Below are 23844 nucleotides of genomic sequence, written 5' to 3' on the forward strand. Positions count from 1 at the left end.
AATCGCATAAGACTAAATTATATCCTTTACAAGGAACGCGGAAGCCTTTTAAATAGGTATAACGTAAGCAGTTAAGTGAAAGATTTACTTTCACTGTTTTATGAAGAATATTCTCCTTCTTCCAGTGAGAATTATCTAATTGTAGCACCAACCGGTTCCGGTAAGACTCACTTGGCCAAAAGTCTTCTTCTCTCAAGGGATAAGATCGTGGTTTACGTTTCACCGTTAAAGGCATTGTCTAGAGAGGTCTATTTTGATATTAAGGACAAAAGGAAGGGAGTATTTTACGCTGATTCTGAAGCTTATGAGAATGATCTGAGAAACTTTTCAGGAGAAGTATTACTAGCAACGTATGAGAAGTTTGACAGTGCAATCAGGCACAGATACAAGTGGCTAAGCGAAGTTAATATGGTAATTATAGATGAGATACATAACGTGGAAGGAGACAGGGGTATCCCAATAGAGAGCATAGTTGCTTGGGCTAAATCCAACAGTGTTTCTACAGTATCTCTTAGTGCTACATTACCTAACCTTAAGGAATACTCCTCTTGGTTAAAGGCTAAGGTTATAGAGGTTAAGAAGAGAGCTGTGCCCTTACATGAATGCGTTGCTTATCCTTATGTTTTACGTTGTTTCGACAATGGATTTGACGCTGAACTCGATGTGCCTAATCTCAATAACTCCAAGTTGGGTGTCCTCATTGGAGTTCTCTCGTATGTTACTGGAGTACTGAACAAGAACTGTCTAGTCTTCGTTAAAAGTAGAGCATCTACAGAACAGTTGAAGTCGACCCTATTAAAGTTCGGAATAAAGGCAGAGGCATATCACAGCGGGTTGAAATTCGACGTGAAAAAGAAAGTTATGGATGACTTCAAGGAGGGAAAGGTAAACGTTTTAATCTCTACCACAGCCCTAGGTCAAGGAGTAAACCTCCCAGTTTATTCTACGATCTTTTACGACACTGTACTCCCAGTCGTGGATGATAAAGGGAACTTTACTGGGTGGCGGGATCTTGACCCTATGGAGTTCAGACAAATAGCAGGAAGAGCTGGAAGGCCTTCCTTCGACAAGGAAGGAATGGCTGTTATCGTTACTGATACGCTAACGAAAGCTGAAAAGTTCTGGGAAAAGTTTTTCCTCTCTAAGGTAAAAGACAGCTCAAAGAAAGGAAAAACAGAAAATCTCATCTTAGGAATAATATCATGGAAAAAGCAAGCCATTGAGGAGGAGATCTCTCAGATCCTTAATGAAAGCCTAAAATTTAGAGAAGAATCAAGGAAGGTCCATGAATATATAGAAAAGTTACTCACAATGAATTTGATAGTCAAGGAGAACGATAAATTCGAGTTGAGTCAGCTTGGAGTTGCCGTATCTTTAAGTTACATAGACGTTGATTCCATAAGAGGACTAGACTTAGAAGGTAAGGAAGACATAGCAGTAACTATTGCGAACTCACCTGACGTGTTATCCTCCCTGAGAGGTTGCAAAGAGGGGGAGAAGCTGCTTAGAGAATGGACCTCAGGTAATTCCATAGACAACATCTGCGCTAAACTTAGCGCTAAGGACGTCGAAGAGGTCATTTCGAACGCTAGATGGATCTCTTTTGCTTATTTTAGGGTGCTTAAGGCTCTCAATAATCCCCGTTACGTTGACGTGTTGAGGTTTTACGTCTCAGTAAAGAACGGAGTTCCTTATCAATACAGGAAAATAGTTGAACTAGGTATAGATAGGGGGACTGCGATGGAAATGGTAACAAAGTCTAACTGCGTAGATGATGTTGATGTATGCATTATGATGGGTTCACCTTCTTTTAAAGGCATGATGATAAACAAAGGTTACACTGATTTATGCAAGAAACTCTACAGTAACGATCCTGTAGTTTTCGATATGATGAGATGTATTGAACTGTACAGAGGAAAAGTTGTGAAGAAATCAGAAATATTGAGAAAGTTCGGATCAGACACTTACGAGGAATTGCTAAGAAGAGGATATATCACTGAATTGGGAAAGGAAATGAGTGAGATTCATGAAATCAGAAGAAATGACAAGAAAGACGAACAGCGTGAAGGGAAAGAAGGGTAAAAGACCTTGGCATATTATTAAATATGGTAATTAGGTAGGTTTATTCTGTATCAAAAATGATACGACTTCTTTTAATTAGAAATATAATTTGTTTAGTAATTGTAAGAAAATTGTAAGAATAGACTTCGCTGGCTAGAAAGTATCCATACGCTGTGTTCACATATATTCTTTATTTTAATAATATAAAAAATATATTAAAATGATTAACCATAAAATTAATTAGTTAGACACCTGACTATTAAAAAGCTTATTAACTAGTTCGGTATAGAACTATCTATGCAGTCCAAGTGGCTAGCGTTAACTAATACGTCAATAGCAATATTCATGGCCTTCGCTAATTATAACATGATAATAATAGCGTTACCGGCGATTTTTTCTGGCCTTAATTTCAATCCTGAAAACCCGTCTGCGTTGGCGTATTTGATATGGCTAATCCTCGGTTATATGGTCATCACTTCAACTTTAGTGGTAACCTTCGGTAGAATATCTGACACATTTGGTAGGGCAAAACTTTACACTTTGGGTTTCGTCATATTCACAGTAGCTTCAGCTCTATTAGCTTCTGTAACTGCAACGGGAAACCAAGGCATACTAGAACTTATAGTCTTTAGACTTTTACAAGGTGTAGGAGGAGGCTTTCTTATGGTAAATAGCTCTGCAGTTCTAACTGATTACTTCCCAAGAAATGAACTAGGAAAAGCATTGGGATTAAATCAAATTGCGGGGCTGATAGGAGGAATCGTTGGGCTCATACTGGGTGGAGTCTTATCTGCAATAGACTGGAGGTTTATATTCCTTGTTAATGTACCAGTAGGTATAGTTGGATCCATATGGTCTTACCTAACGTTGAAAGACGTAGGAACTAAGAACACACAGAAGATACATGTACTCGATAACGCGTTGTTCGGAGGATTTCTCACATTGCTACTTATCTCAGCTACTTATATGCTAGTTCCATATGACGGGTCTCAGTTTGGCTTCACAAATCCTATAGTGATAATTGGTCTGCCAGTCTCTTTGGTATTATTAGGATTATTCCTTTATGAAGAAAGAAAAATACCTAACCCAATGTTCAACTTGAAGCTGTTTAGATCTAGGCTATTTTCAACTTCCATTAGTGCAAACATGATAGCGTCTCTGGTTAGACAAGGAATAACTATAATGCTCATTCTTCTGTTGGAAGGTATATGGCTTCCCCTTCATGGTTATTCATTCTCCTCCGTACCTTTCTGGGCTGGAATTTATCTGATACCTAACTTATTGGGCTACGCAGTATTTGGACCTTTAAGTGGGTATCTATCAGACAAGTTTGGTACCACTAAGTTTGAAGGAATAGGAATGTTAGTCACTGCAATAGGTCTATTCATGCTTTACGTTATGCCCTACGATTTTAATTACTTGTACTTCGCCTCGGCTATATTCATAATCGGAGCTGGAATGGGAATATTCACATCGCCTAATACAGCAGACATAATGAGAGCGGTTAGCCCTCAAGAGAGAGGAGTTGCCTCTGGAATGAGAGCAGCTCTTGGTAATACAGCATCTACTCTTAGTGTAAGCGTGTATTTCATTATAATAATAAGCGGAATGGCTGTCGCGTTACCATCTTCCTTAGCTAGAGTAGGAATAACATTTAACTTGCCTGCAGCTGTAGCTTTGTTCTCTGCTCTACTAGGATATGATCCATTATCTCCATTTGCAACACAATTGTCTCCTACGCTAGCTTCGAAAGTAATACAGCCAAGCTTCTTTGCTAACGCTATAGCCCCTGCGTTTATACAAGGATTTGATGAAGTAATATTAATATCTCTCATTGCTACGATAATAGCAGGTTTAATATCAGTAATCGGTGGTAGGAGTGGAAAATTGGGAATTGGTTCTAAAAGGGTTCAAGGATCTAAGGAGACTGTTGCAAAGAGAAGCTGAGCAGCTTGGCGTGAGCGTAACTGAGGTACAGATACTCTATCAAGTCGCTGATGGGCCAAAAAAGATGGGAGAAATCGCAGACATGGTAGGGATAAGTAAATCCTCTACAACTGAGCTCATAGATAAAATGGAAGCTAAAGGTTTGTTGGAGAGAAGCAGAGGAGAGGACAAAAGAATCGTATACGTGAAAATAACGGAGAAGGGATCAAATACATTGAATCAGACTAGAATAAGGTATAAATACCTTATTGAACGAGTTTTAAAAGAAGTTAATGAAGATGAAGTGATAAAGTTCTTCCAGACAGTGGAGGAAATTCTTAACTCCACCTCACATGAAACTTCAAGTTAGCATAATATTTATAAATATTACATTACAGTGGATGTATATAAATTGCGACCATCATATTTAAAAATAAAATTCCTTTTTATTTTAGCTAAAACTAAAATACTTACAGAAAGAAATATATCTCCATACATGTGAATAATACTGATTCTCCTATAATGTCCATACTACCTACTACGGCTTAACAACTTTTATTAAAGTTGCCTCTCAAACTATATTGTATGAGAAAGAATAACAGCGAAAAATCTGTTGAGATCTTCTATGGTACTTCTTCCGAAGTTGCAGATAGGCTCATTGAATACATGATAAGTACAGGCTTTGATATTAAAAGCTTGCCACTTCAGTTTCGTGCAAGATCAACAATAGTGACACCAAAGAAAGTTGAAATTGAAATAATGGGAGGGGTTACAATAACCGTGATAATGAAAAAAAATAAAGTTAGTTTCATAGTTGAGGAAACGTCGAGAAAGGGTGCAATTAGGGTAAATTAAGCTCTTAGAAAGACTTTTTGAGCCAAATTAACGTCTTTATGTCGTGAAGTTCGCTAAGGAGATATATATCGTATCCCTAATGTTCTCTTTGGCATTCTTCCTTAGGGGCTCAAATAATATAGTAATAACATCATTACCACTATATGTTAAGGATTATTTCTCGTTTAATCCGTCCGAAATAGGAATATTAGCTGCTACTATATCAACGTCGATGTTCATATCAAGTGGAATAATAAACCCTTACTTCCCAAAGTGCAGAAAGTGGATAGTTAGAATATCATCAATAGCATACGGAATAATCCTTCCATTGATTTCCTTCTCTACATCTATCTCAGTTTGGTTGTACTCAGCCATAGTTGGATTGGCAGCAGGAATGATATTCCCTAACGTAATTACAATGTCGTCTGAGATCAACGACAGAAAGACAAAGGAAAGAGCAATCTCCTTGTACACGGTCGCGCTTTCATTGAGCCTAATAGTCGGACCTTATATAGAGTCAGTAATTCTGAGATATTACCCAATTAAGGAGGTATTCCTCTTCTTTTCTCCTTTCGGAATAGCCGTTGCGGTTCTATCTTTCTTCTTGAAGTTTCCTCACTCTTCTAGAGGTACAGTCTCCCTTAGCGTAGTTAAGAGTTTACCCTTCATTTTAGCCATAATAAATAATACTTCCTACGATGTGCCCTTTGCTGCCATAACTACCTTCGCAGGGGTTTTAGAAATATCAAAGGGAATATCAACAGAAATGGTAGCACTTTCGTTTTCGCTTTACTTCCTCACTTCCTTCTTTTCTAGGATGTTAATGGTAGTACGACCTGTAAATAGAGTGTTAATTCCCATATCTATATCTCTGATAATTGCGTTTATAGGACTACTTGGGATTTCGTTTTCCAGTTCTCTATTTCAATTTCTCCTTTGGATGGCTATACTTGGGATCCCACATGGATTCACATATCCAGTTTCTCTAACTATATTGAGTAGGGGCTTCCCAGATCAAAGAATATCGGCCGCAAATAGCTTATTCTTTAGCCTTATGTCAATAGTTGCAGTAATTACTCCGTTATTAGTAGGTTATGTTGCAAGTTTAGTAGGAATTTCTAAATCATTTCTATCGTTAGAGCCTCTAGTCGTATTTTCGCTAGCAGCGATCGCTATACTCAGTAAAAGGTCTAACCTTGGAGATGAGATATACCAAGGTCGATAATAAGAGAAATTAAAGAATACCTAACCTGATAGCAGACATACGTGTGACGACGATAATAAAAATATAGCTCTCTTCACTATAATGTAAAGATCGTTCTATTTTCTACTAAATCATTATTTATTAAACATCAAAGGAGAAAAATTAATAAAATATAATTTCTTATCTAAATTATCAAATCATAACTGTCCTTCTCCCTTAAAGACTTGTACCTTCTAACAAACTCCTCATAACCTTTATTTAAATCAATAACTGGATATGGATAGTCCTCGCCTATTCTAACTCCTATCTTTTCCTGTACTGCCATGGGCATTTTTTGGGGCTCGTGTATGTACTCTGGAGGTACACCTTCAAGTTCGTCTACCCACTTCTTTATATATATTCCCTGCGGGTCATATATTTTGGACTGCTTTACCAAATTATATCGCCTAAGCGGTTTAGTGTCAACTCCAACTCCTGCACTCCACTGCCAATTTGCAGTATTTATCACAAATTCCCCATCAAGTAGATTTTTCATAAAGTGAAGGGCTCCCACTCTCCAATCTACAAGCATAACCTTAGTGAGAATAAAGCTCACCAACAGCCTAAGTCTATTGTCCATCCATCCTGTATCATTCAATTCTCTCATTGCAGCATCAATGATTGGAAATCCAGTCTCTCCGTTCTTCCATGCCTCAATTAGTCTTGGATCATTATCGTATTTTATTTCCTTCCTCATACCCTTACTCAGATAGTCATAGTTTGATGTATAAAGCTGGATATAGAAATCTCTCCAGCATAGCTGTCTTTTCACTCTATCACTCTTGGTATTCCAATAAACATACCTCTCAGATATTAGACCAACCTTTAGAAAGGGTGACAACATAGTACTTCCTTTATCCTCCATCATTACTCTTTCCCTTGCACACTCTTCAGTTGCACATGGAACCGTATAATCCTCCTTTTCTGGTACTGGATTCCCCCTTCCTTCAAACTTTCCATCTGGCTCTGGGTATGGCTTTTCCTTTGGTATTTCGAGCCATTTCTTATAGTACGGGGTAAAAACTTTATACAAGGGGAGTTCCCCTTTTTCAACCAACACATGATCTTTAAATGAAACGCAGTTTACACGCTTACATACCTCAGCGTCTCTCTTGGATGCATAATATCCATAGTCCCTGTTAAAGTAAACGGCCTCTGCTCCTAAGTTGTTTACAAATCTAGGTACCTCATCTATAGGATCTCCTCCCTTAACTGTTATAGGTATCTTTTCCCTCAAGGAATTTACAGCTTGAAGGAAGAAGAACGCTCTACGAGGTGAGGTATCCTCCCTTTCCATTATATTCTTGTCTATGACTACTAGAGGATATATTACATCACATTCTTGTGAGGCTTCATACAAACCTTTATTGTCGTATGTCCTTAGGTCTCGGCGAAACCAGTATACGCACTTCACATTAACACGAATAGCATGGTAGATTAAATCTAAAAGTAAAATTACAGTTAAATTCTGGGAAATTATATACGAAAGAGAATAAAGCTTTATTTAGATCTAAAGAGAAAACTACAGCAGGAATAGACAATATAATATTCGACCAACTAGAAATTAAAGCTCTAATAAAATATTATATTTTATATCAATCATTGTAACTTTGATATTATCCTCTTTGAGGTATCCTTAGGTAAGATTGCAAGGGCGTTATTAAGTGCATTACTTTCCTTAATTTGGGCGTTAGGATCTAAGTAGGACTGCGCATCCATTAAAATCTCCATGAAGTTAGAAACCACATTTTCGTTGGCATCAGAAATTGAGGTGAGAACGTATCCGTAAAAGTTCCTGAATTCCTCGTCAGTTGAGTTCTGAGCTAGGTACTTTAAGACCTTGACTAATGCAGAGACCGCTTGTTCTTTTTTTGTGGCTAATAAAGAATCCACAAAGGAATATATGTCCCTAGCTGGATCTTGACTTCTTAAAACGTCAAGTACAGCCTTCCCTAATGTTTCCTGATCCGCATTTAGCATCGAAGATAATGACATAAGAAAGATTTGGAGAACTCTCTTAAATTTGTTTTGAGGCTATTGAAAAGCCAACAAAAAGGCTTTGATCTCTTTATATATCGGGATAGAGTGCATAACATATATCCTTGCTGTAAAACTTGTAGCACTCCTCCCTTTTTTCCCTTAAGAAGTTCACTAAGAACTTCTCGGTGTCTGTTTGTTCTTTGTACTCCACTTTACTCACTTCTATATTATCATGTAGAATCTTTAACTTAAAACCTTTATCTATATAGTATATATAGAGAAATTCGAAATAAGAAGTGAAACTATGTTTTATATTCACTATTAATGATAAATATTTATTTAACAAAATTAATGAGACTAAACATTAAACTAAAGCTTTATAAAATTCAACAAATGATTAACATGAAGATGATTGATATATCATTATTTATATCCATTTATATCTATATTAACTATACAAGAATTAAAAATTAATAAGATGTTCAAGAATACAGATATAAATATATAGACTATTTATAGTAATCTACAAATAAAATAAGTTCTAACCAATATATCGATAGATAATTCCTTTCTTTTACAAACAGATAAACAAAGCTTTTTAGATTTAGGAAAAACATTATCATTATGATACTGCCTTACCTAGCTTTGTTAGAGACCGCATTAGCAGGGACTAACATAGTCCTTGGCGGTATAGTTGAAGGATATGGTTATGGTCTTTCTCTAGGAACTAAATGGCCATACACTAAGGACATGATGCAAATAGCAGCAAAGAAGGACCCAGAGGCCCTACATAGGATAATGGCTACCCTTGTTGGATTACTCTCCTTAGGTTTATTAATATTTTACCCATCTCCTTTCACAGAAATAGGATTCCTTTCAATAGTTGCCACTGCTCTTTTAGGTATGGCAACACTTTACGTATTAGCGGGTAAGTTGCCTTCGCCTTTCCAAGGTATACATGATATAGCTGCATACACTACATTCGTCTCATATTTTCTACTGTTCCTTCATGGTGAAGGTTACTTCTCCGTAAATGTAGTAAGCTTCCTGATTCAAGCTATAGAGCCTCCTCATTTTCTATATTTCGTCATTTTCATGGGCGGCGTTGTAACTGGAACTAGAAGGATGAGAGCTAAAATAGGAGACGTTCTTAACCATGCTAAAAAGTTGGCACCTAAAGCTGAGTTCAGTCCATCCAAAAGGCCTGACGACCCTAACGCACAGAGAAAGTTACAGATTGCATGGGGCATACATGGAATTCTAGCAGTAGTATTCGTAATTGCAGTAATCATCCTACATTATTGGCTTACATTTATCTTCACTTTAGGAGTGATTGGAGTCGGTCTATGGGTATACAAATCTATAAATAGAGATCCACTTAAGCCAGGAGCGTCTATAGCTACGCATCAATTCTTCTCTCTGCTTACTGTAGTTGCAATAATACTGAATAGCTTGGGCTTACTTCTACTTTAATTTTTTAGAAAGTAATATAATTTTCTCTATCTTATCACTTATTCTTCTATAGAGATTGGTCATTAAATTCAATGTAAATAAAAATAATTAAAAAACCAATCAGTCGAGGTGCATCCGCTCATTTAAATCGCCGTGTTGTGAAATCATCACACCTAAAGGTGAATCTATGGTTAAACCATAGTACCTATTGAGCATCTCAGCTACTGAGGTATATATTCCCTCTGTCACTTGAGATCTGCTAGAGGAAAGGACTGCTGATACGTTACCCCATGGCTTACCTTGTATCACCTTAGCAATCAGAAACTCTTCCTCGTCTGGCATTATAGACCACTTCCTCTTTGAGTCCCAGAAATACTTCAGAACTAACATATGTATTCCGTCTGCAGAGGACTCATAAGGACTTGTTCCTTTCACAAAAGCTAAGACTTTATCTAGATAAATTGGATTTATATCTATTTCTTTATGTGCTCCAGTTCCGTTTATGAGAAGTCTAGCTATCTCAGGATTCATGTTAAAGTAGACATCGTGAAGCGTATTGAGAAGCTTCTCCTTAAGTACTGTTGCAGCTATGGAGACTATTTTCTTAGCCTTTTCCGATATAGGTTTCACTACTACTACCGGAAAGTCACCCAGTTTCTCGTTTCTCTTGGGTGAAACGTGAACTGGAATGAAGCCGTTCTTTATCCAGAACCTAAGAACCTTAGGATCTCCCATGAAAGATGAACCTACCCAATCCAAACCATTATCCTCGGCTTCCTCAATAATCATACGTAACATTTCACTGCCCAAGCCCTTGTCCTGAATTTCTTGTGCTGTAGCTATTCTAACTACCCTCCAGCCATGCAGTTTACCGAACTCCTTAATTCTAACGTGTTTTATTACTCTATCAGGTATTAGATCTCCGTCGAAGATACCGCCATTTATGGCAAGTTCTACCTTGTCGTCGTCCATCCCTCCCTCCTCTGAAAGCTGAGCTACGGATACATAATAGGAGGAAGATGACAACACCCTAATGATATGATGAACGCCGTCTGCCATAATCATTAAGTCGTCTGGATTATTTCTGTAATGAGCGGTAACCATGATTCCATAGGCCTGCCTTAACTTTGAGTCGTCCGTGAAAAGTTCCTCTTTAGGTATCTCCTCATAAGAAAGAATTGAAAGGTCTCCCTCTGGAAGTTCTGGTTCTGCGTCTAAAAGGAGGGCGTCATATAACCATTTCTCCACCGGATCTCCTTTAGCGTACCTCAAAGGATAATCCATGGATATATTTTTTAGCTTGATCTTCCTATTGTCGGCAAGTTTTCTCAAATATTTGGAGAACGCCTTGCTCGAACCTTCGTAGCCGTGGACAGTGGTTACCATAATTGTCTTTGTCCACGTTCTAGATATCATATCTATGTAGGCTATACCTAGAGCTGCAGCCTCATCCACGACTAGAATATCGCCTTCCTCGGAGTATGCTGCATCGGGTGGAATATAAGAGACCTTCATGCTTTCAGTGTTTACTGACGAAATAACGTTAGAGTTCTTCTTAACCGAATATTCTACGCCCAAGTTCTCTAAACCCTTTACCATGAACTCGAATATTTGAGAGGCGCCTGCTATAGAAGGTGAGGTCACGTAAACCTTTAAAGGTTTCTTCCTGTCTTCTGAAGATAGAGAAGCTAAAAAGAGCCCTACTACTGCGCTCTTTCCCCTTCCTCTTGGAGCGGTAATTGAAATCGACCTTTTTCCAGAGCTCATGATGAAATATAAACCCTCTAATGCCTTATCTTGGTCCACAGTCTTACAGAGTTCGTGTATCTCTGATGGTGCATTTTTGCTCTCAACTTTTCTCTCAGGAGGGGACTCGACTTGGCCAGTGAAAGTCCTAGACTGAAAGACGTCTCCGTTTATTATGAATATTCCCTCATGCTCTGAGAGTTTTCTTAGAAACCTATCCTCATAAAATGAGAGAACTTTTCCGTCCCTCATTATGGAATTCTTAAATAACTTATTTTCCTTCAGGTTGTCGGTATAAATGATAATAAGACCACCTCCACGACATAGCTCAACCATTCTTCCTACGTTATTAGGTTGAAAGTTATCCGTCATGTCCATTATGACAACGTCGTATGTGTTACCCATGTACCACTCGGCGTTTGAATAGTCCACGTCCTCGAATCGATAATCCTCCAATTCCTCTCTTAATTCTCTCATTCTGTCTTTTGCTTCCTTTATCCAAGGATGAAATCCGTAGACTATGGAGACATTGTCTTTGATGCTCAGATAAAGCTTTAATACACTCTTCATTTTTAAATAAGAGTCCTTGCTCTGGATGAAGACTAGGTTTCTATAATTCCTTTGAATTCCGTCCTTTATTGACTCTGCAAGGTCATTGAAGAACTCATCCTTACCCATAGGCTTCTATATTCAAGATGGCTTAAAACTTATCTTGTATCGTTATGACATGGTTGAAGAGAGACTATGAGAAATACGTGAGAAATACGAATGATAGCATTTATTTGTCTCCACTTTAGACTGAAGCTTCCTTTTTTATGATGGCTATCTCCTCCTTTCCTAGCTTGACTTTAGTCGAAACTTCTTCATTAAGTAACTTGTCAAGAAATATTACCTTTACGTAACCTTGATTTATTACTCTAGAAATGAATTTCCTGTCCGCTATATATTCAACGGTAAGAGGATTGCTTGGATCGTCATATATAATATGCCTTATTAATAAATTCTGATCTGATCTATCTACCTCCGTTGCAGCGTAGGCATCATTAGTCATGGGATAATCTTCTGACATGCAAAGAACTACGCTATCACAACAAGTTATACAAACACCTTCCTCTAAATTATTCTTCACATTATCTGGAATATCCAAGATTACCACTTGCTTTCATCAGACCTTGACTACACATATCCTTTTTTATATTGAAGGAATAAAAACATTGATATGCCTTCAGCTATAGGAAAAAAGGTAATAGCAACGCAGAGCAATATTGCGTCTCACGTAGGAGCTAAGGTATTAGAGAACGGTGGCAACGCGTTCGACGCTGCAATAGCTGCTAGCGCAGTGCTATCAGTGGTTATGCCATTCACTAGTGGTTTGGGTGGAGATGGCTTCCTTATGGCTAGGACTCCAGAGGGTATAATAGTTTATAACGCGTCTAGCATCTCACCAAAGGGTCTTACCGTTGAAGCTATCCCTAGCGAGAGATCGCCTCTCACGGTCTTAGTTCCCGGTTTAGCAGATCTTTGGGATTTCATGTACAATAACTTCTCTACAGAACCTTTAGATAATTTACTGAATCCAGCAATAAAGCTAGCTGAAAATGGGTTTTTCGTAAACAGAAGCTTACATCATGCTATAGTTTCATCAAGCAAAATGTCCCAAGAGTGGGATTCCGTATATGCAGGAAGAAGATTTGGAGATTCTATAAAGTTAAGAGGTATGGCAAGAATAATGAGGGAAATTTCAAAAGATCCCCGCCTTTTCTATGAAGGAAAGATTGCTGAAGAACTAGTTGAGGGGCTTAAGAGAAAGGGCGTCCCAATTGACTTCACCGACTTTTCTGAGTTCCATGGCGAAGTTGCTAGACCTATAAAGACAAATTACAAGGATTTTCAGCTTTACGAAATACCTCCTAATTCACAGGGAATTACAACTCTTGAACTTCTTAAAATGATAGAGCTAGCTGACATAAATAGAATGCCTTTTAATGATGTATCTAGAGTAAACGAACATCTAAGACTAAGTGCTTTGGCCTATGAAGATAGAAATAAGTTTGTCACCGACCCTAACTTCTACAAGGTTCCTGATGGTATACTAGACAAGAGTTACTTGAGTAGAAAACTAATAGAGAACGGAATAGACGTGAAGGTAAGAGACGGCGACACTACTTTCCTGGTGGTATCAGATGGAGAAAATGATGTAGGAATGATTCAGAGCTTATTTTATCCCTTTGGATCTGGAATAGTGGTAAATGATATAACCTTCAATAATCGCGGAGCAGGATTTACAGATGGAGTTAACGCTCCGAAACCCAAGAAGAGGCCTCTCCATACTTTATCCATATTAATAGCTGAGAGAGGAGAAGGAGAAGAGAGACTGATCATAGGATGTGCTGGAGGAGATTTGAGACCTCAAATACACTCACAAGTCTTCGAATACTATGCAGATTATAACATGGAAATAGATGAAGCGGTATCTGCACCTAGGTTTATGTACTTAGGCAGTAAGGTGATAGCTGAGAAAAGGTTAGGGATACCAGCAACTCCAACCGACTACATGTCGCCTGAAGTTGGAATAGTTCAAGCTCTGAAGGTGGTCAAGAATCAAAAGAGGATAGGAGTAGCAGATCCAAGAGGTGAAGGAATAGCTTTACCAGTATAATTTATTCTGACTTCCTCCCCGCCCTGGAAGGGCGAGGGTTCCCCTCCAGAGGGTTCATAGTTCCCACCATCGATTCGGGATTACATCTCTCATTTGGTGGGCAGTCGAGTGGCTCAGAGAACCACTCCCATTTGGACAGAGTGGGTAGGGGACTTTCATTGCTGAGCTCTAGTCCCTTGAAGGAAAAGGAAGATGATGGTTGCTCCTCTCACAGTCCCATTAAGCCCACAATCGAGCTGGGGAGGAGCATCGTTAGCGTCACTAAAAGATTTTTGAAAAAAGAAATATTTAAACCTTTTATAAGGGGGGCTATCCATCCCCGCCTTAAAAGGCGAGACTTTCCGCCCCCTTAACCCCCTTCTCTGTAAGAAGACTTCGTAGCGTAAGAATTATACTTCTTTCGTTTCATAAACACTTTGAAAATTGGAATTGATTAAATGAAGCCAAAAACCTAAAAGAACTCTCGCGCTGCAATATTTAACTCATTTTTCACTTGTAAAAATAATCAATCATTTACCTCTTCTATATCTAGAGTCATGGAAGCTTCGCGTGCAGCAAGTAAAAGTGCACCAAACGCTGCATTAACTCTTGACTTGACAGTCCTTACGTTGCAATTCTCCAAGTAACTCCTGAAGAAGTTAAAATATATACACGAGTCAAACATTCCTCCTTTCAGATAAACTGTACTTACGCCTAATCTCTTGCTCATTTGCGATGAGCTCATAGCTAACTCTTCAGCATTTCTCTTTAATATTGCGTTAGCAGTCTCATCTCCTTCCTTAGCAGATTCATGTACAACTCTTGCTAAGGACGCTATTTCTTTGACTCTATGACCTTCATGATAGCTCCATTTAACTAGATCGTCTACATCTTTAGCTCCCATAAACTGCAACGCTTTTTCTAATATTGACGTTTTAGGTAATCTACCGTCCATCATTTTAACTATAGTTCTAAGTAAGTCCCTCCCTATTTGATAGGCTGAACCTTCATCAGATAGTAGCCAACCTAAACCACCGTATCTTAATTTAGACTTACCATCATAACCAACTATTACGCTTCCAGTTCCAGATATTACTATAATCCCAGGCTTACCTTTAGTTTCGCCGTATAAAGCTACGAAGCCATCATGATCAATCACCGTCTTCTTACCTGCATCTTTTAATTCTACCTTCATGACTTCATAATCATAACGTGAATCCATTCCAGCAAGCCCAACGTAAACTAAATCTGGAATTTTGCCTCCAGTTGCACGCCTAATTGCCGTCATTACATTTGTAACTGCCTCCGCTACGCCTACGTTATGAAAATTCCCTGGTCCACTTTCAGCAGATGTCATTTTTTTGGTTTCAGTGTCATATGCTATAGCCTCGGTCGTAGTACCTCCTCCGTCTACACCAACCAGGATCATATGATTTATTTATACAAACGTGATATTTTAAAGTTCCTTATATGCATATGTAAACGATTCAAAGTAACTGTCAGGGTCACCTACGTTAAGCCATTTATATCCGTCTAATGAAAGGGCTATCACTTTTTTCCCCTTTTCTAACATCTTCTTTATCCCATATGTTAGCTCTACTTCTGATGCCGGATCTACCTTAACTTCCTTAAGTGCTGAGAATAGATCAGGCTTGAAAATATACACTGCTGCTATAGCTAAGTCAGACTTAGGGGATTCTGGCTTCTCTTCAACGTTCTTCACATAATATAAACTATGATCCATAAACTGCTCTTCCTTTTCAAAGTTTATAATACCATATCTCCTTGGATTTTTTACTCGCCTTACGAATAATGCCGCATCAGCATCATTTTCCAAGAAAGCTTTAGCTAGAACGTCGTAACCAGAGGTAAGAACTCCATCGTCAGCATGGACAAAAAAAGGTGAACCGTCTGCAAAGTCTTCGGCCTTCAACACTGCATCTCCAAAACCTCTAGGCTCATTCTGAAAGACGAAAGTTGGTCCTCTATCGAAAAGATACTCCATTAGAATTCTGCCTTGCATTTTCCCTACTACGATGCAGAACTTGTTTACACGTATTTTTTCTGCATTGTTCATTATCAAATCAATAACTGGCTTAGCTACCTTCTTTCCCTCCTCCTTAACTAGTAGAGGCAATAGGCATTTAGGAAGTACAGAGGTAATATACTTCATTCTAGTACCTTTACCAGCCGAAGTTATCACCATTTTTTCTATTTGGTTCATATGATGAAATCATGTAAATGAATAAAAAACGTAACGGTAGAATTATTTTATATATTTTAGACTTAAAATTGTTTAAAATTAACAAAATAAAAAGCCTAAGAATAATCTCTTGATGAAAAGGAGAGGGAAATCTTTGATAACAAATTCGGTTATATACCTCTTTTTAATTTTTAAGATCTGGAACGATGTTTTTCTTCAGCTTCAGCCTCATTCTGTTCTTGCTTTGCCATATCTTCTACTTCCGCTATGAGAAAACCTATGATTATCCAGGCAAAAAAGACGTAAACCATCGTATACGATGTATTTCCTATTGAAGCTACCAAATCAATTATAGTGAATACTGCGCCGCCTATAGCTAATGCTATCTCAGTTCTCCTTCTGCTAGCCCTCTTTAGAGAGATCTTAAAAAGTGATGAATCTGCTGCAAGATGTATGAACAAATTGGCGAATAGAGATATTGAGCTTACTACCACGAATGCCTCAAATGCTTGCATGAGTGAGAATAAAGAAAGCACCGTTATACCAAAGAAGAGAGCAATTGTAATTAAGATTGCATTTGTAGGTTTGTAATTTTTTAACTGAGATAATTTCTCTGGAAATAGACCGTTTGATGCCATTGCAAATATTGTCCTTGAAGTAGCAGTCATATAGGCAAGGGTTGCTAGAATAGAATCATTCATGGCACCGAATATAACTAATGCAAAAGTAACAACGCCGAACCTACTCTCTATTAAAGATACTATATTAACGTTAGCTGGGTTTAATCCATAAAAGGATAAATGATCTGTAATAGCATAGACATCGAATGCTGCAAGTAATCCCCCGATAAGTATTACTGTAACTATAGCCCTGCTTACTGTTCTCTTTGGGTCCTTAACTTCTCCTGCGTTAGGAGTTATTGAACCGTATCCTGTAGGTATTGAGGAACCGAATAGAATTCCTAATGCTATGTCTCCAAATGACGGAATTTTAGAGAACGGGTTATAAAATCTAAAACCCGTTGAGTGAAGGAAAAGTATAGCTAAGGTGGTCATTAGGACTATTTCCAATATGCTTGCGAACATGGCATATTTTGAAGAAGGTTTAATTCCACTTAATACAAGAGCAGATCCTAAACCTAATACTACCGATACAGTGATCCAAGGAGATATGCCCAAAACGCTAGACATTACATATCCAGCTCCAAGTATGTAAGCTGAACCATAAGCTACTGAGTAAAGCAAGTAAACCCATCCAGTTTCAAAGCCTAATCTCCTTGTTAAAGAGTAAAAGGCATAAGTGTAATAACCTCCTGCTTTAGTAAACCTCTTGGATAATTCATAAACTGCCAAACCATTAAGTAGAACTAATAAAGTACCCAAGAGTATAACTATAGGACCGAAAAGGCCAGCTTCGATGATAGTCACTGTACCGTAAAGAAGTATACTTAGAAACGGAGATTGACCGCCTAAAGATAAAAAAGTGAGATCTAGAAATCCTATATCCCTCTTTAGTTCCTTTGGAGGTGGTTGTTGACCTTGTCTGCTCTCCTTATTTGACATATAGTCTATGTTAGATTCGTTTGCGTATTAAAGTTTCCCCAACCAAGAAATGTAGAATTAATTCAGAAAGATTTATTGTTACCATCATTATCTCCATTTTCTATATTAGAACTCCCTTGAAGGCTGGATTTTCTTTCCTGACGAAGAACTAGCTTATCAACTAAGTAAATCATTGAAACTGCTACGAAAACGTCTACAACCGGGGAGAAATCTGTAACGTAGAAGCTGAATAATGTATGGTTACCTAAGAAGTATACCATCAGGAAACCCAACCACTCTGTCCATGCCCACATACTAGTGAATATGAGGTTCTTCTCCTTCATTAAAATGACTATAATTGTAAGTATGGGCCATAAAAGCATTATGAAAGGATTAGTAGTAGCGTAAAAATGAAAGCCCATCCAGAATGGATGGATGTTCATGAACCAGCCCCAAGGTGTGGATATTTGACTGACGTCAGCCAAGCTTATATGACCGTTAGTTATATCCCATGATGCCCTATCTAAAAATGTACCCTTTAACCAGCTTAAGAAGCCACCATAATAGTCAATTATAGGTAGAGATAATGCTCCGAATGTTACTATAGGTATTCCAAGCCCGTAAATTGTCCTATCTATGGGACTCTTCTTCAAATCCCCTAAATAGTAAAGGAAAGGCAAGATCAAAAGATACGCAGGCTCCTTGGACGCCATTGCTAGGCCTAGAGCTATAGCTCCCCATAGTAATTTCTTCTTTAGCAAGAAATATAGAGATAAAATTCCGAAGAATGAGACATATATTTCCAACATAGCAACGCCATGTAGCAACCATATATTGGGATCTAAAGCAACCAAGAGGGTCGACACAATTCCTCCCAAATACGCTCTATATCCATGATCTCCGAGCAGATATTTGCCAAGGAAGAAGGCCACTATAAGCATCAAGTCTCCTAAGACCCAACTCCAGATTCTCCATGCAGCTGGCTGATATCCTAGGATTAATATTGTAGATGCCATGAAATATTTGGCCAGAGGAGGATGGCACGTATTCACATAGGTCTGTATTCCAGCCTCATTAGAATAAGGAAAATACATTGGTGGAGTGATATGAAATATGATCTTAAGTATGTTATATGCTGCCGTAGGGTACCAAACTTCGTCCCCTATATACGCATTAACGAACGCGTAGGTCGTTACGGTGAAGTAAGTGTAAACTGCAACTATAATTGCAAGTGCGCTATAAGAAAACAATTTTAGGGGACATATCTTCCTAAAACCCATTAGATTATGATTGACCTAATTCTTTTAAAATTTGTCCAACATCTACATTTTCGTGAACCAGTTTAGCTATGGCTCTGGTCATTACCTCTATGTTCTTAGACTGCCACAAGTTCCTCCCTACGGTAATACCGCTAGCCCCAGCGTCCAATGCGTCCTTAAGCATATTAAGGAACTCGGTGTCGTTTGAGGTCTTAGGACCTCCCCTTATAAGAATCGGGGAAAACCCCACCTTTACAACGTCCTGAAATCCCTGACCAGTGTAATCTACTTTTAATATGTCTGCGCCAATCTCCGAAGCTAGCCTTGTTACATATTTTACTATCTCGGTTTCCTTTACAGAGTCAGGATTTCCCCTCACTACTTGTAAGGGTTCGATAATAAATGGAATACCGTAATCCTCTGCCTCCGCTCTTATTGAAGCTAAAGTTTCTACATTATATCCCTCTACCTGATCCGAGTCATAACCTACCACCAAGTAAGTGACAACAGCGTCAGCTCCTGCCTTTATTGCGTCTTTTACTGAAAATAGCTGTGAATAATATCCTTCCTTGTGCTCAAAGTACTTATCCCTCCATACGTTAGCCGTATCCAGTCTAGCTATCAACATCGGAGATGACTTTGTAAAAAAGTTCTCCTTTACTAGCTTTACCATTGGAGGGCTCATTTGAAGTGCATCTGGTCCGTTTCTTAACTTCGGAATAACATCTTCAGGCGATTCCAGCCCTTTCATTGGTCCCATAACTAGCCCGTGATCCAAGGCTACAACGAAGGCTTTACCGTGACAGAAAAGTCTCCTCATTCTTATTTCAAGACCTGACATTAGTTTCGATTATTTCATTGACTTAATAAATCCTATTACATTACGCCCCAATTGCCTAAAGTAAGGGTTAATCAAATTTAGAGCAGAGAAAATGCCAATTGAGATAACACCATAAACTAAAATGTCAAGATAGGACTTGCCTTCCATTAAGAAGCTGAAAGGAATTCCCAAGAAGGAAAGTAAAACCGGTATGAAGAACTCTCGTGGAACCTTAAAGTTGTAGAGTCTTCTTGATGACCTATAAGAGGTAAAGAGCATAGAAAACGAATTAATCAGAAGACCCATCGACATGAAAACAGCAATAATGAAATAAGGATAGCTTTTTAGAAACTCTATAAGCAATATTGAAATTATTACTCCAATTATTGAAAGAAGTAAGTTAATCCTCGTGAGTTTGGCTAGCTCTCCTTTCAACTCTCCTTGTCCTTCTATAGACAAGGTTTCATCCTTCATCAATATACTTTGATAAAATATTGAGTAAATTCCTCTTATCAGGTTAGAGAACGATATTACGTACAAGGCAAAGATTGAGTTTACATAGTCAGGTCTCAATTTAAATAAAATGTCCTTCCCCTCCGCAAATATGATGAACATGAAGAGACCCGATGTTAGAGAGAAAAGCTTCAGTGACGTTTCTATAACTGATGGGTCCTTTGTCTCTGACAATTTCTTTATTAAACCAGTCTGAGTGGCCTGGGACCAAGTTATCACGTTAGCTAGAACGAAGGCTGATTCGAAATATGATACCGTGATCGTATTTCCACTAATTGAGACCACTACCCAAACTAAGCTAGCCTCAATTACGTTCTGAAGATAGTACACTGTGACTGGAAGGGACTTCCTTATAGCAACTGAGCCAAATGGAAATCCAATTTTAAATTTGATTTTATATATAATAAATTTAATAAAATTTGAACTAAATAACCAAAATCATATGCTAGAATTACTGCTGCTATGGACAAGTTGAATATGAACATCATGATTATGGCTGAAGATAATCTTACCACTTGGAAAACTGCTGCTATTTCTCCTACTTTCTTTGGAGTTCTTCCTATTACCATCGCGTTGGATATTCTATACAAATAATAAATTAATATAAGAGAAATAGACAAGTAAAAGTAAAAGGGATAGTCAAAATGGGAAGCATATACGAAGTAAGGAATTAGAATTAGGAATATAAGTGAGGAAAATAGTCCTGATATCCCGTTAATAACCAAAAGTCCGCCTACAGGTCTACCCTCCGATGAGTATCTAGAGGTTATAAAATAGAACATGTCTGCAGGTATGGTAAAGTAACCTATTACTAATGTGAAGATATATTGCCAAGTTCCGAAGACCTCCAGACCATATGGAGGGTTTGATAAATACTTGACAACTAAAAGGGAAAACGCAAATGACAGCGGTGCTATTGCCAACTTCAATGCTAAATTATAGAAGCCTACCCTTACTAGACCCGTAGATTCGGGTTTTTCCATGAATCTCACCTACAGAAAAGGAAGTACTTTATCTTCCTTGAAATCTCATTTTCACTAACGTCAGAACTCAAGGATATTTTCCTGAAGGCAGTAGGGCTCACTTCGTTTAAGCCTATACATTCGTCTGTGTGTAAAATATAATCCAGGAAATCGGAGAATTTCTTTCTTCTTGTAGACGCCATATAAGATATCAAGTCGTACCATTCTATGGGTATCCTAATCTGTGGCATTCGAAGTTAACTCTAAAATGAAGTTAAAAAGTGCTGTCAAAAATTTGGTTATCACTTAAAAATATATTTAAATATAACCTAGAATAATGTATTATTTCTTTTAATTTAAAAGAATTAATAATTATTATATTATTTAATATTCCTATAACGTTTGAGCATAATTGTCAATAAAATCAAAATAATTACTATTGCAATAATTATATAGACTTTATATTTATCGAAAAAAGAAACATGATATGGCTTTCCTCCCCATTCTACTATGAGATATTTCAGCTCTGAGGCTAAAAGAGGATCCTTAATTATTATGCCAAGTTCCCTGTTTTTCGTGAGCGAGGTTGAATCTAGATTAATAGATCCTATATATACGTAATTCCCTACTACAATCACTTTAGCCACCATATCATGCAACTGCTTTAGACCAAACTGTGATGATGCCTCGCTATCCTCAGAGTAATCTGAGACTACACCTATAACTGTTTTATGAGAAGCTATCTCATTGAATAGGCCAGAGCTTGGATAGAGTTCTTCCATTGCGATGTATAAAGTACCTTGCTGAGATAATAGATACGAAATACGATTATAACTGTTTATAGGAGATACCACAACGCCAGGGTAATTAATTGAATTTAAGGGCTCGTTCTCAAAATCACGTAATATGATTCCTGCGTATACTTTAGCTATAGAGGAATTATGAATAGCTATATCAATGCTTTTATCAATGTACATACCGTAATACGTAGGATTCATGGAACCTAATATTACAGTCTTGTTATCTATTACGTAAACTTTAGAATGGACGAAGGTGAAATCGTATTGAAATTTCACATGGACTCCGGAAGAGTTCAAGAGATTTATATACTGTTTTTCATCTGATGGTATTCCACCATAAACGCTACCTGAAAGCACGACATATACGTTAACACCTTGCCTGGCCAATTCAGCCAAATTCTCTACAATCTCTGTACAAGTTAGCTCATAAATCTCCGAGTAGACTGAAGTTTTAGCTTGTTTCAATTCATGTATAATATAAGACGAATTTGTGGGTCCAACTATAAGAGTTACTTGAGAGGGGTTTATTGAAACGTACCAGTTGCTTGATGTAGAACCAACTACTGTAACTGCAAACGAAACGAGTACCAAGGAGAGAAAAACTAATGTTATGTTATGCATGACTATAATGGAAAAAATTTTCTAATAAAAATGAAGTTTATAGAAAACATAGATCTAAATAGATTATGAGGTTTCCTTGATATTAAAAAAGAAAGATATTACAAATATTCTTAATTAATAACTTTTTTAAAAAAATAGATATATTCCGTCTATAACAATATAAAGCTAATATCAGATCAAGAGAACCAATAATAAAAATTATTTTAGTTTTAAGTATTTAATAATACATTAATTCAAGTCCGTGATTTTACATATTTCTTTTAATTTTCTCTAGTAACTGAATTCTCTTGGCTGGATGTGGATGGTCCATGAAGAAGTCTGAGAGTGCAGAAACTTTGGTATGTTTCCACACTTCCACTAGTTGTTGTGCATTATAAGCTGGAATTTCCTCGTCTGGACTTGGAGAATTGAAGAACAACATACTTCCCAATTGACCAGTAGCACCTTGCTTTTTCTTATACTTCTCTAACGCATTAGGATCTGTAGCTAAGGTAAGCTTAGCTAAAGCCATTTGTAGATTTTCCGCTCCTCCGGGCACTGTGGTAGCAGAGTTTACGTCGGCATAAGCTTCGCGCATTCTGTTTATAAATAATACTAGAAACTGGAATAGATAACTTACTGCTACCATTGCTAAGCCTACAAGTAATATCAAACCACCGTTGTTATTTCTATTTCCTCCCTCTCCAAATAAGCCTCCCCAAAAGATCCAATAGCCTAAATAGAATATTAGAGCTGGAATTAGACCTACAGCAAGCATTACTTCAACATCACGATGCTTTAAGTGACCTAATTCGTGGCCTGCAACTGCAAGCAATTCTTCCCTATTTAATAACTTAAGGATTGGCATGGTGAACGCTATTCTCTTCCCCGCAATTGGGCTTCCGTATGCGAAGGCATTAGGAAATGGAACGTTTGCTATAAATACCTTTGGCATTTGAATTTTATTGTAATATGCTGCCTCAGAAACCAAACTATACAACCAACTATACTGCGGATCAGTTGGAGTTACTTCCACAGTATGATAAATGGCTTGTATAAGATAAGGACCAAATAGCCACTGAATCACATTTAGTATAATGATAAACGTAAGAAGCCCCATTATTAACGAAATCCCTATAGTAGCTCCGAAAGCTAACTTAGCCACAATAAGTCCTATAGCCAGTCCTAGAAGAATTATCCCTATGCTAGCCATCAACATGCTTAACTTAAGTCTTAAGACCGTCAGATTCATATGTGAAACTCTCT

Annotated in this window: 22 protein-coding genes; 7 read left to right on the plus strand and 15 right to left on the minus strand. The window is 37.7% G+C overall.

Annotated features, from left to right (window positions below):
- The first annotated feature begins 75 nt into the window (after positions 1–75).
- From RQ359_RS10705 to RQ359_RS10725, 5 genes are all read left to right on the plus strand, one after another.
- Positions 76–2082, plus strand: a complete 2007-nt coding sequence (locus RQ359_RS10705; RefSeq protein ID WP_156016493.1) for a DEAD/DEAH box helicase — start codon at positions 76–78, stop codon at positions 2080–2082.
- Between the two features lie 276 nt (positions 2083–2358).
- Entirely contained in the window at positions 2359–4008 is a 1650-nt protein-coding gene (locus tag RQ359_RS10710; RefSeq protein ID WP_156016492.1) for an MFS transporter, read from the plus strand.
- Positions 3941–4357, plus strand: coding sequence for a MarR family transcriptional regulator (locus RQ359_RS10715; protein ID WP_156016491.1), 417 nt, complete (start codon positions 3941–3943; stop codon positions 4355–4357). Before RQ359_RS10710 ends, RQ359_RS10715 begins: the two co-directional genes overlap by 68 nt.
- A gap of 215 nt (positions 4358–4572) precedes the next feature.
- On the plus strand, positions 4573–4842 hold the full coding sequence (locus RQ359_RS10720) for a hypothetical protein (RefSeq protein ID WP_054838550.1): 270 nt from the start codon (positions 4573–4575) through the stop codon (positions 4840–4842).
- A 43-nt stretch (positions 4843–4885) separates the two neighbouring features.
- A complete protein-coding gene (locus RQ359_RS10725) occupies positions 4886–6046 on the plus strand; it encodes an MFS transporter (RefSeq protein WP_054838551.1) in 1161 nt (386 codons plus the stop codon).
- A gap of 163 nt (positions 6047–6209) precedes the next feature.
- On the opposite strand, the gene RQ359_RS10730 is transcribed toward RQ359_RS10725, so the two are convergent.
- The 3 genes from RQ359_RS10730 to RQ359_RS10740 all read right to left on the minus strand — a co-directional run bounded on the left by RQ359_RS10730 (position 6210) and on the right by RQ359_RS10740 (position 8255).
- Positions 6210–7478, minus strand: a complete 1269-nt coding sequence (locus RQ359_RS10730) for a cryptochrome/photolyase family protein (RefSeq protein ID WP_083476963.1) — start codon at positions 7476–7478, stop codon at positions 6210–6212.
- Positions 7479–7663: 185 nt separating this feature from the next.
- Positions 7664–8059 carry a hypothetical protein gene (locus RQ359_RS10735; RefSeq protein ID WP_156016490.1) on the minus strand — a complete coding sequence of 132 codons (396 nt, stop codon included), beginning with the start codon at positions 8057–8059 and terminating at the stop codon, positions 7664–7666.
- Positions 8060–8132: 73 nt separating this feature from the next.
- On the minus strand, positions 8133–8255 hold the full coding sequence (locus RQ359_RS10740; protein ID WP_276608303.1) for a hypothetical protein: 123 nt from the start codon (positions 8253–8255) through the stop codon (positions 8133–8135).
- 410 nt (positions 8256–8665) lie between these two features.
- Here RQ359_RS10740 and RQ359_RS10745 point away from each other — a divergent pair, with 410 nt between their 5' ends.
- Entirely contained in the window at positions 8666–9517 is an 852-nt protein-coding gene (locus RQ359_RS10745) for a cytochrome C oxidase assembly protein (protein ID WP_173571501.1), read from the plus strand.
- Between the two features lie 99 nt (positions 9518–9616).
- Here RQ359_RS10745 and RQ359_RS10750 read toward each other — a convergent pair whose 3' ends face one another.
- Both RQ359_RS10750 and RQ359_RS10755 read right to left on the minus strand, forming a co-directional pair.
- Complete coding sequence (locus RQ359_RS10750) at positions 9617–11920, minus strand: tRNA(Met) cytidine acetyltransferase TmcA (RefSeq protein WP_054838555.1); 2304 nt, start codon at positions 11918–11920, stop codon at positions 9617–9619.
- A 115-nt stretch (positions 11921–12035) separates the two neighbouring features.
- Positions 12036–12398 carry a hypothetical protein gene (locus RQ359_RS10755; protein WP_054838556.1) on the minus strand — a complete coding sequence of 121 codons (363 nt, stop codon included), beginning with the start codon at positions 12396–12398 and terminating at the stop codon, positions 12036–12038.
- A gap of 63 nt (positions 12399–12461) precedes the next feature.
- Between RQ359_RS10755 and RQ359_RS10760 the strand changes: the two genes are divergently transcribed.
- Positions 12462–13901 (plus strand): gamma-glutamyltransferase family protein, encoded by a 1440-nt coding sequence (locus tag RQ359_RS10760; RefSeq protein WP_156016489.1) that lies wholly within the window; start codon positions 12462–12464, stop codon positions 13899–13901.
- Between the two features lie 505 nt (positions 13902–14406).
- Here the strand turns inward: RQ359_RS10760 and RQ359_RS10765 are convergent.
- From RQ359_RS10765 to htpX, 10 genes are all read right to left on the minus strand, one after another.
- The gene (locus RQ359_RS10765; RefSeq protein WP_156016488.1) at positions 14407–15309 is read right to left on the minus strand and encodes a BadF/BadG/BcrA/BcrD ATPase family protein; all 903 of its coding nucleotides are present in this window, start codon (positions 15307–15309) and stop codon (positions 14407–14409) included.
- Between the two features lie 27 nt (positions 15310–15336).
- Positions 15337–16104 carry a nucleotidyltransferase family protein gene (locus tag RQ359_RS10770; RefSeq protein ID WP_156016487.1) on the minus strand — a complete coding sequence of 256 codons (768 nt, stop codon included), beginning with the start codon at positions 16102–16104 and terminating at the stop codon, positions 15337–15339.
- Between the two features lie 170 nt (positions 16105–16274).
- Entirely contained in the window at positions 16275–17645 is a 1371-nt protein-coding gene (locus RQ359_RS10775) for an APC family permease (RefSeq protein ID WP_054837601.1), read from the minus strand.
- A gap of 62 nt (positions 17646–17707) precedes the next feature.
- Entirely contained in the window at positions 17708–18904 is a 1197-nt protein-coding gene (locus tag RQ359_RS10780; RefSeq protein WP_156016486.1) for a glycosyltransferase family 39 protein, read from the minus strand.
- Positions 18905–18908: 4 nt separating this feature from the next.
- Positions 18909–19724 (minus strand): class I fructose-bisphosphate aldolase, encoded by an 816-nt coding sequence (locus tag RQ359_RS10785; RefSeq protein WP_054837602.1) that lies wholly within the window; start codon positions 19722–19724, stop codon positions 18909–18911.
- 9 nt (positions 19725–19733) lie between these two features.
- Positions 19734–20546: a hypothetical protein gene (locus tag RQ359_RS10790; RefSeq protein WP_457921204.1), complete on the minus strand. Its 813-nt coding sequence runs from the start codon at positions 20544–20546 to the stop codon at positions 19734–19736.
- 20 nt (positions 20547–20566) lie between these two features.
- Entirely contained in the window at positions 20567–21199 is a 633-nt protein-coding gene (locus RQ359_RS10795) for a hypothetical protein (RefSeq protein ID WP_457921205.1), read from the minus strand.
- Between the two features lie 5 nt (positions 21200–21204).
- A complete protein-coding gene (locus RQ359_RS10800) occupies positions 21205–21429 on the minus strand; it encodes a hypothetical protein (RefSeq protein ID WP_156016484.1) in 225 nt (74 codons plus the stop codon).
- Between the two features lie 129 nt (positions 21430–21558).
- Entirely contained in the window at positions 21559–22599 is a 1041-nt protein-coding gene (locus tag RQ359_RS10805) for a phospholipase D-like domain-containing protein (protein ID WP_457921206.1), read from the minus strand.
- A gap of 247 nt (positions 22600–22846) precedes the next feature.
- Complete coding sequence (htpX, locus tag RQ359_RS10810) at positions 22847–23830, minus strand: zinc metalloprotease HtpX (RefSeq protein ID WP_156016482.1); 984 nt, start codon at positions 23828–23830, stop codon at positions 22847–22849.
- Positions 23831–23844: the final 14 nt, after the last annotated feature.

The sequence above is a fragment of the Sulfuracidifex metallicus DSM 6482 = JCM 9184 genome (genome assembly GCA_032834875.1).
GTDB classification, from domain to species: domain Archaea; phylum Thermoproteota; class Thermoprotei_A; order Sulfolobales; family Sulfolobaceae; genus Sulfuracidifex; species Sulfuracidifex metallicus.

Excerpts from the sequence above, each read along its gene's own strand:
- RQ359_RS10710 (WP_156016492.1), top strand. The coding sequence starts at position 2,359 with ATGCAGTCCAAGTGGCTAGCGTTAACTAATACGTCAATAGCAATATTC.
- RQ359_RS10720 (WP_054838550.1), top strand. The coding sequence starts at position 4,573 with ATGAGAAAGAATAACAGCGAAAAATCTGTTGAGATCTTCTATGGTACT.
- RQ359_RS10735 (WP_156016490.1), bottom strand. The coding sequence starts at position 8,059 with ATGTCATTATCTTCGATGCTAAATGCGGATCAGGAAACATTAGGGAAG.
- RQ359_RS10750 (WP_054838555.1), bottom strand. The coding sequence starts at position 11,920 with ATGGGTAAGGATGAGTTCTTCAATGACCTTGCAGAGTCAATAAAGGAC.
- RQ359_RS10760 (WP_156016489.1), top strand. The coding sequence starts at position 12,462 with ATGCCTTCAGCTATAGGAAAAAAGGTAATAGCAACGCAGAGCAATATT.
- RQ359_RS10765 (WP_156016488.1), bottom strand. The coding sequence starts at position 15,309 with ATGATCCTGGTTGGTGTAGACGGAGGAGGTACTACGACCGAGGCTATA.
- RQ359_RS10770 (WP_156016487.1), bottom strand. The coding sequence starts at position 16,104 with ATGAACCAAATAGAAAAAATGGTGATAACTTCGGCTGGTAAAGGTACT.
- RQ359_RS10775 (WP_054837601.1), bottom strand. The coding sequence starts at position 17,645 with ATGTCAAATAAGGAGAGCAGACAAGGTCAACAACCACCTCCAAAGGAA.
- RQ359_RS10780 (WP_156016486.1), bottom strand. The coding sequence starts at position 18,904 with ATGGGTTTTAGGAAGATATGTCCCCTAAAATTGTTTTCTTATAGCGCA.
- RQ359_RS10785 (WP_054837602.1), bottom strand. The coding sequence starts at position 19,724 with ATGTCAGGTCTTGAAATAAGAATGAGGAGACTTTTCTGTCACGGTAAA.
- RQ359_RS10795 (WP_457921205.1), bottom strand. The coding sequence starts at position 21,199 with ATGGAAAAACCCGAATCTACGGGTCTAGTAAGGGTAGGCTTCTATAAT.
- RQ359_RS10800 (WP_156016484.1), bottom strand. The coding sequence starts at position 21,429 with ATGCCACAGATTAGGATACCCATAGAATGGTACGACTTGATATCTTAT.
- RQ359_RS10805 (WP_457921206.1), bottom strand. The coding sequence starts at position 22,599 with ATGCATAACATAACATTAGTTTTTCTCTCCTTGGTACTCGTTTCGTTT.
- htpX (WP_156016482.1), bottom strand. The coding sequence starts at position 23,830 with ATGAATCTGACGGTCTTAAGACTTAAGTTAAGCATGTTGATGGCTAGC.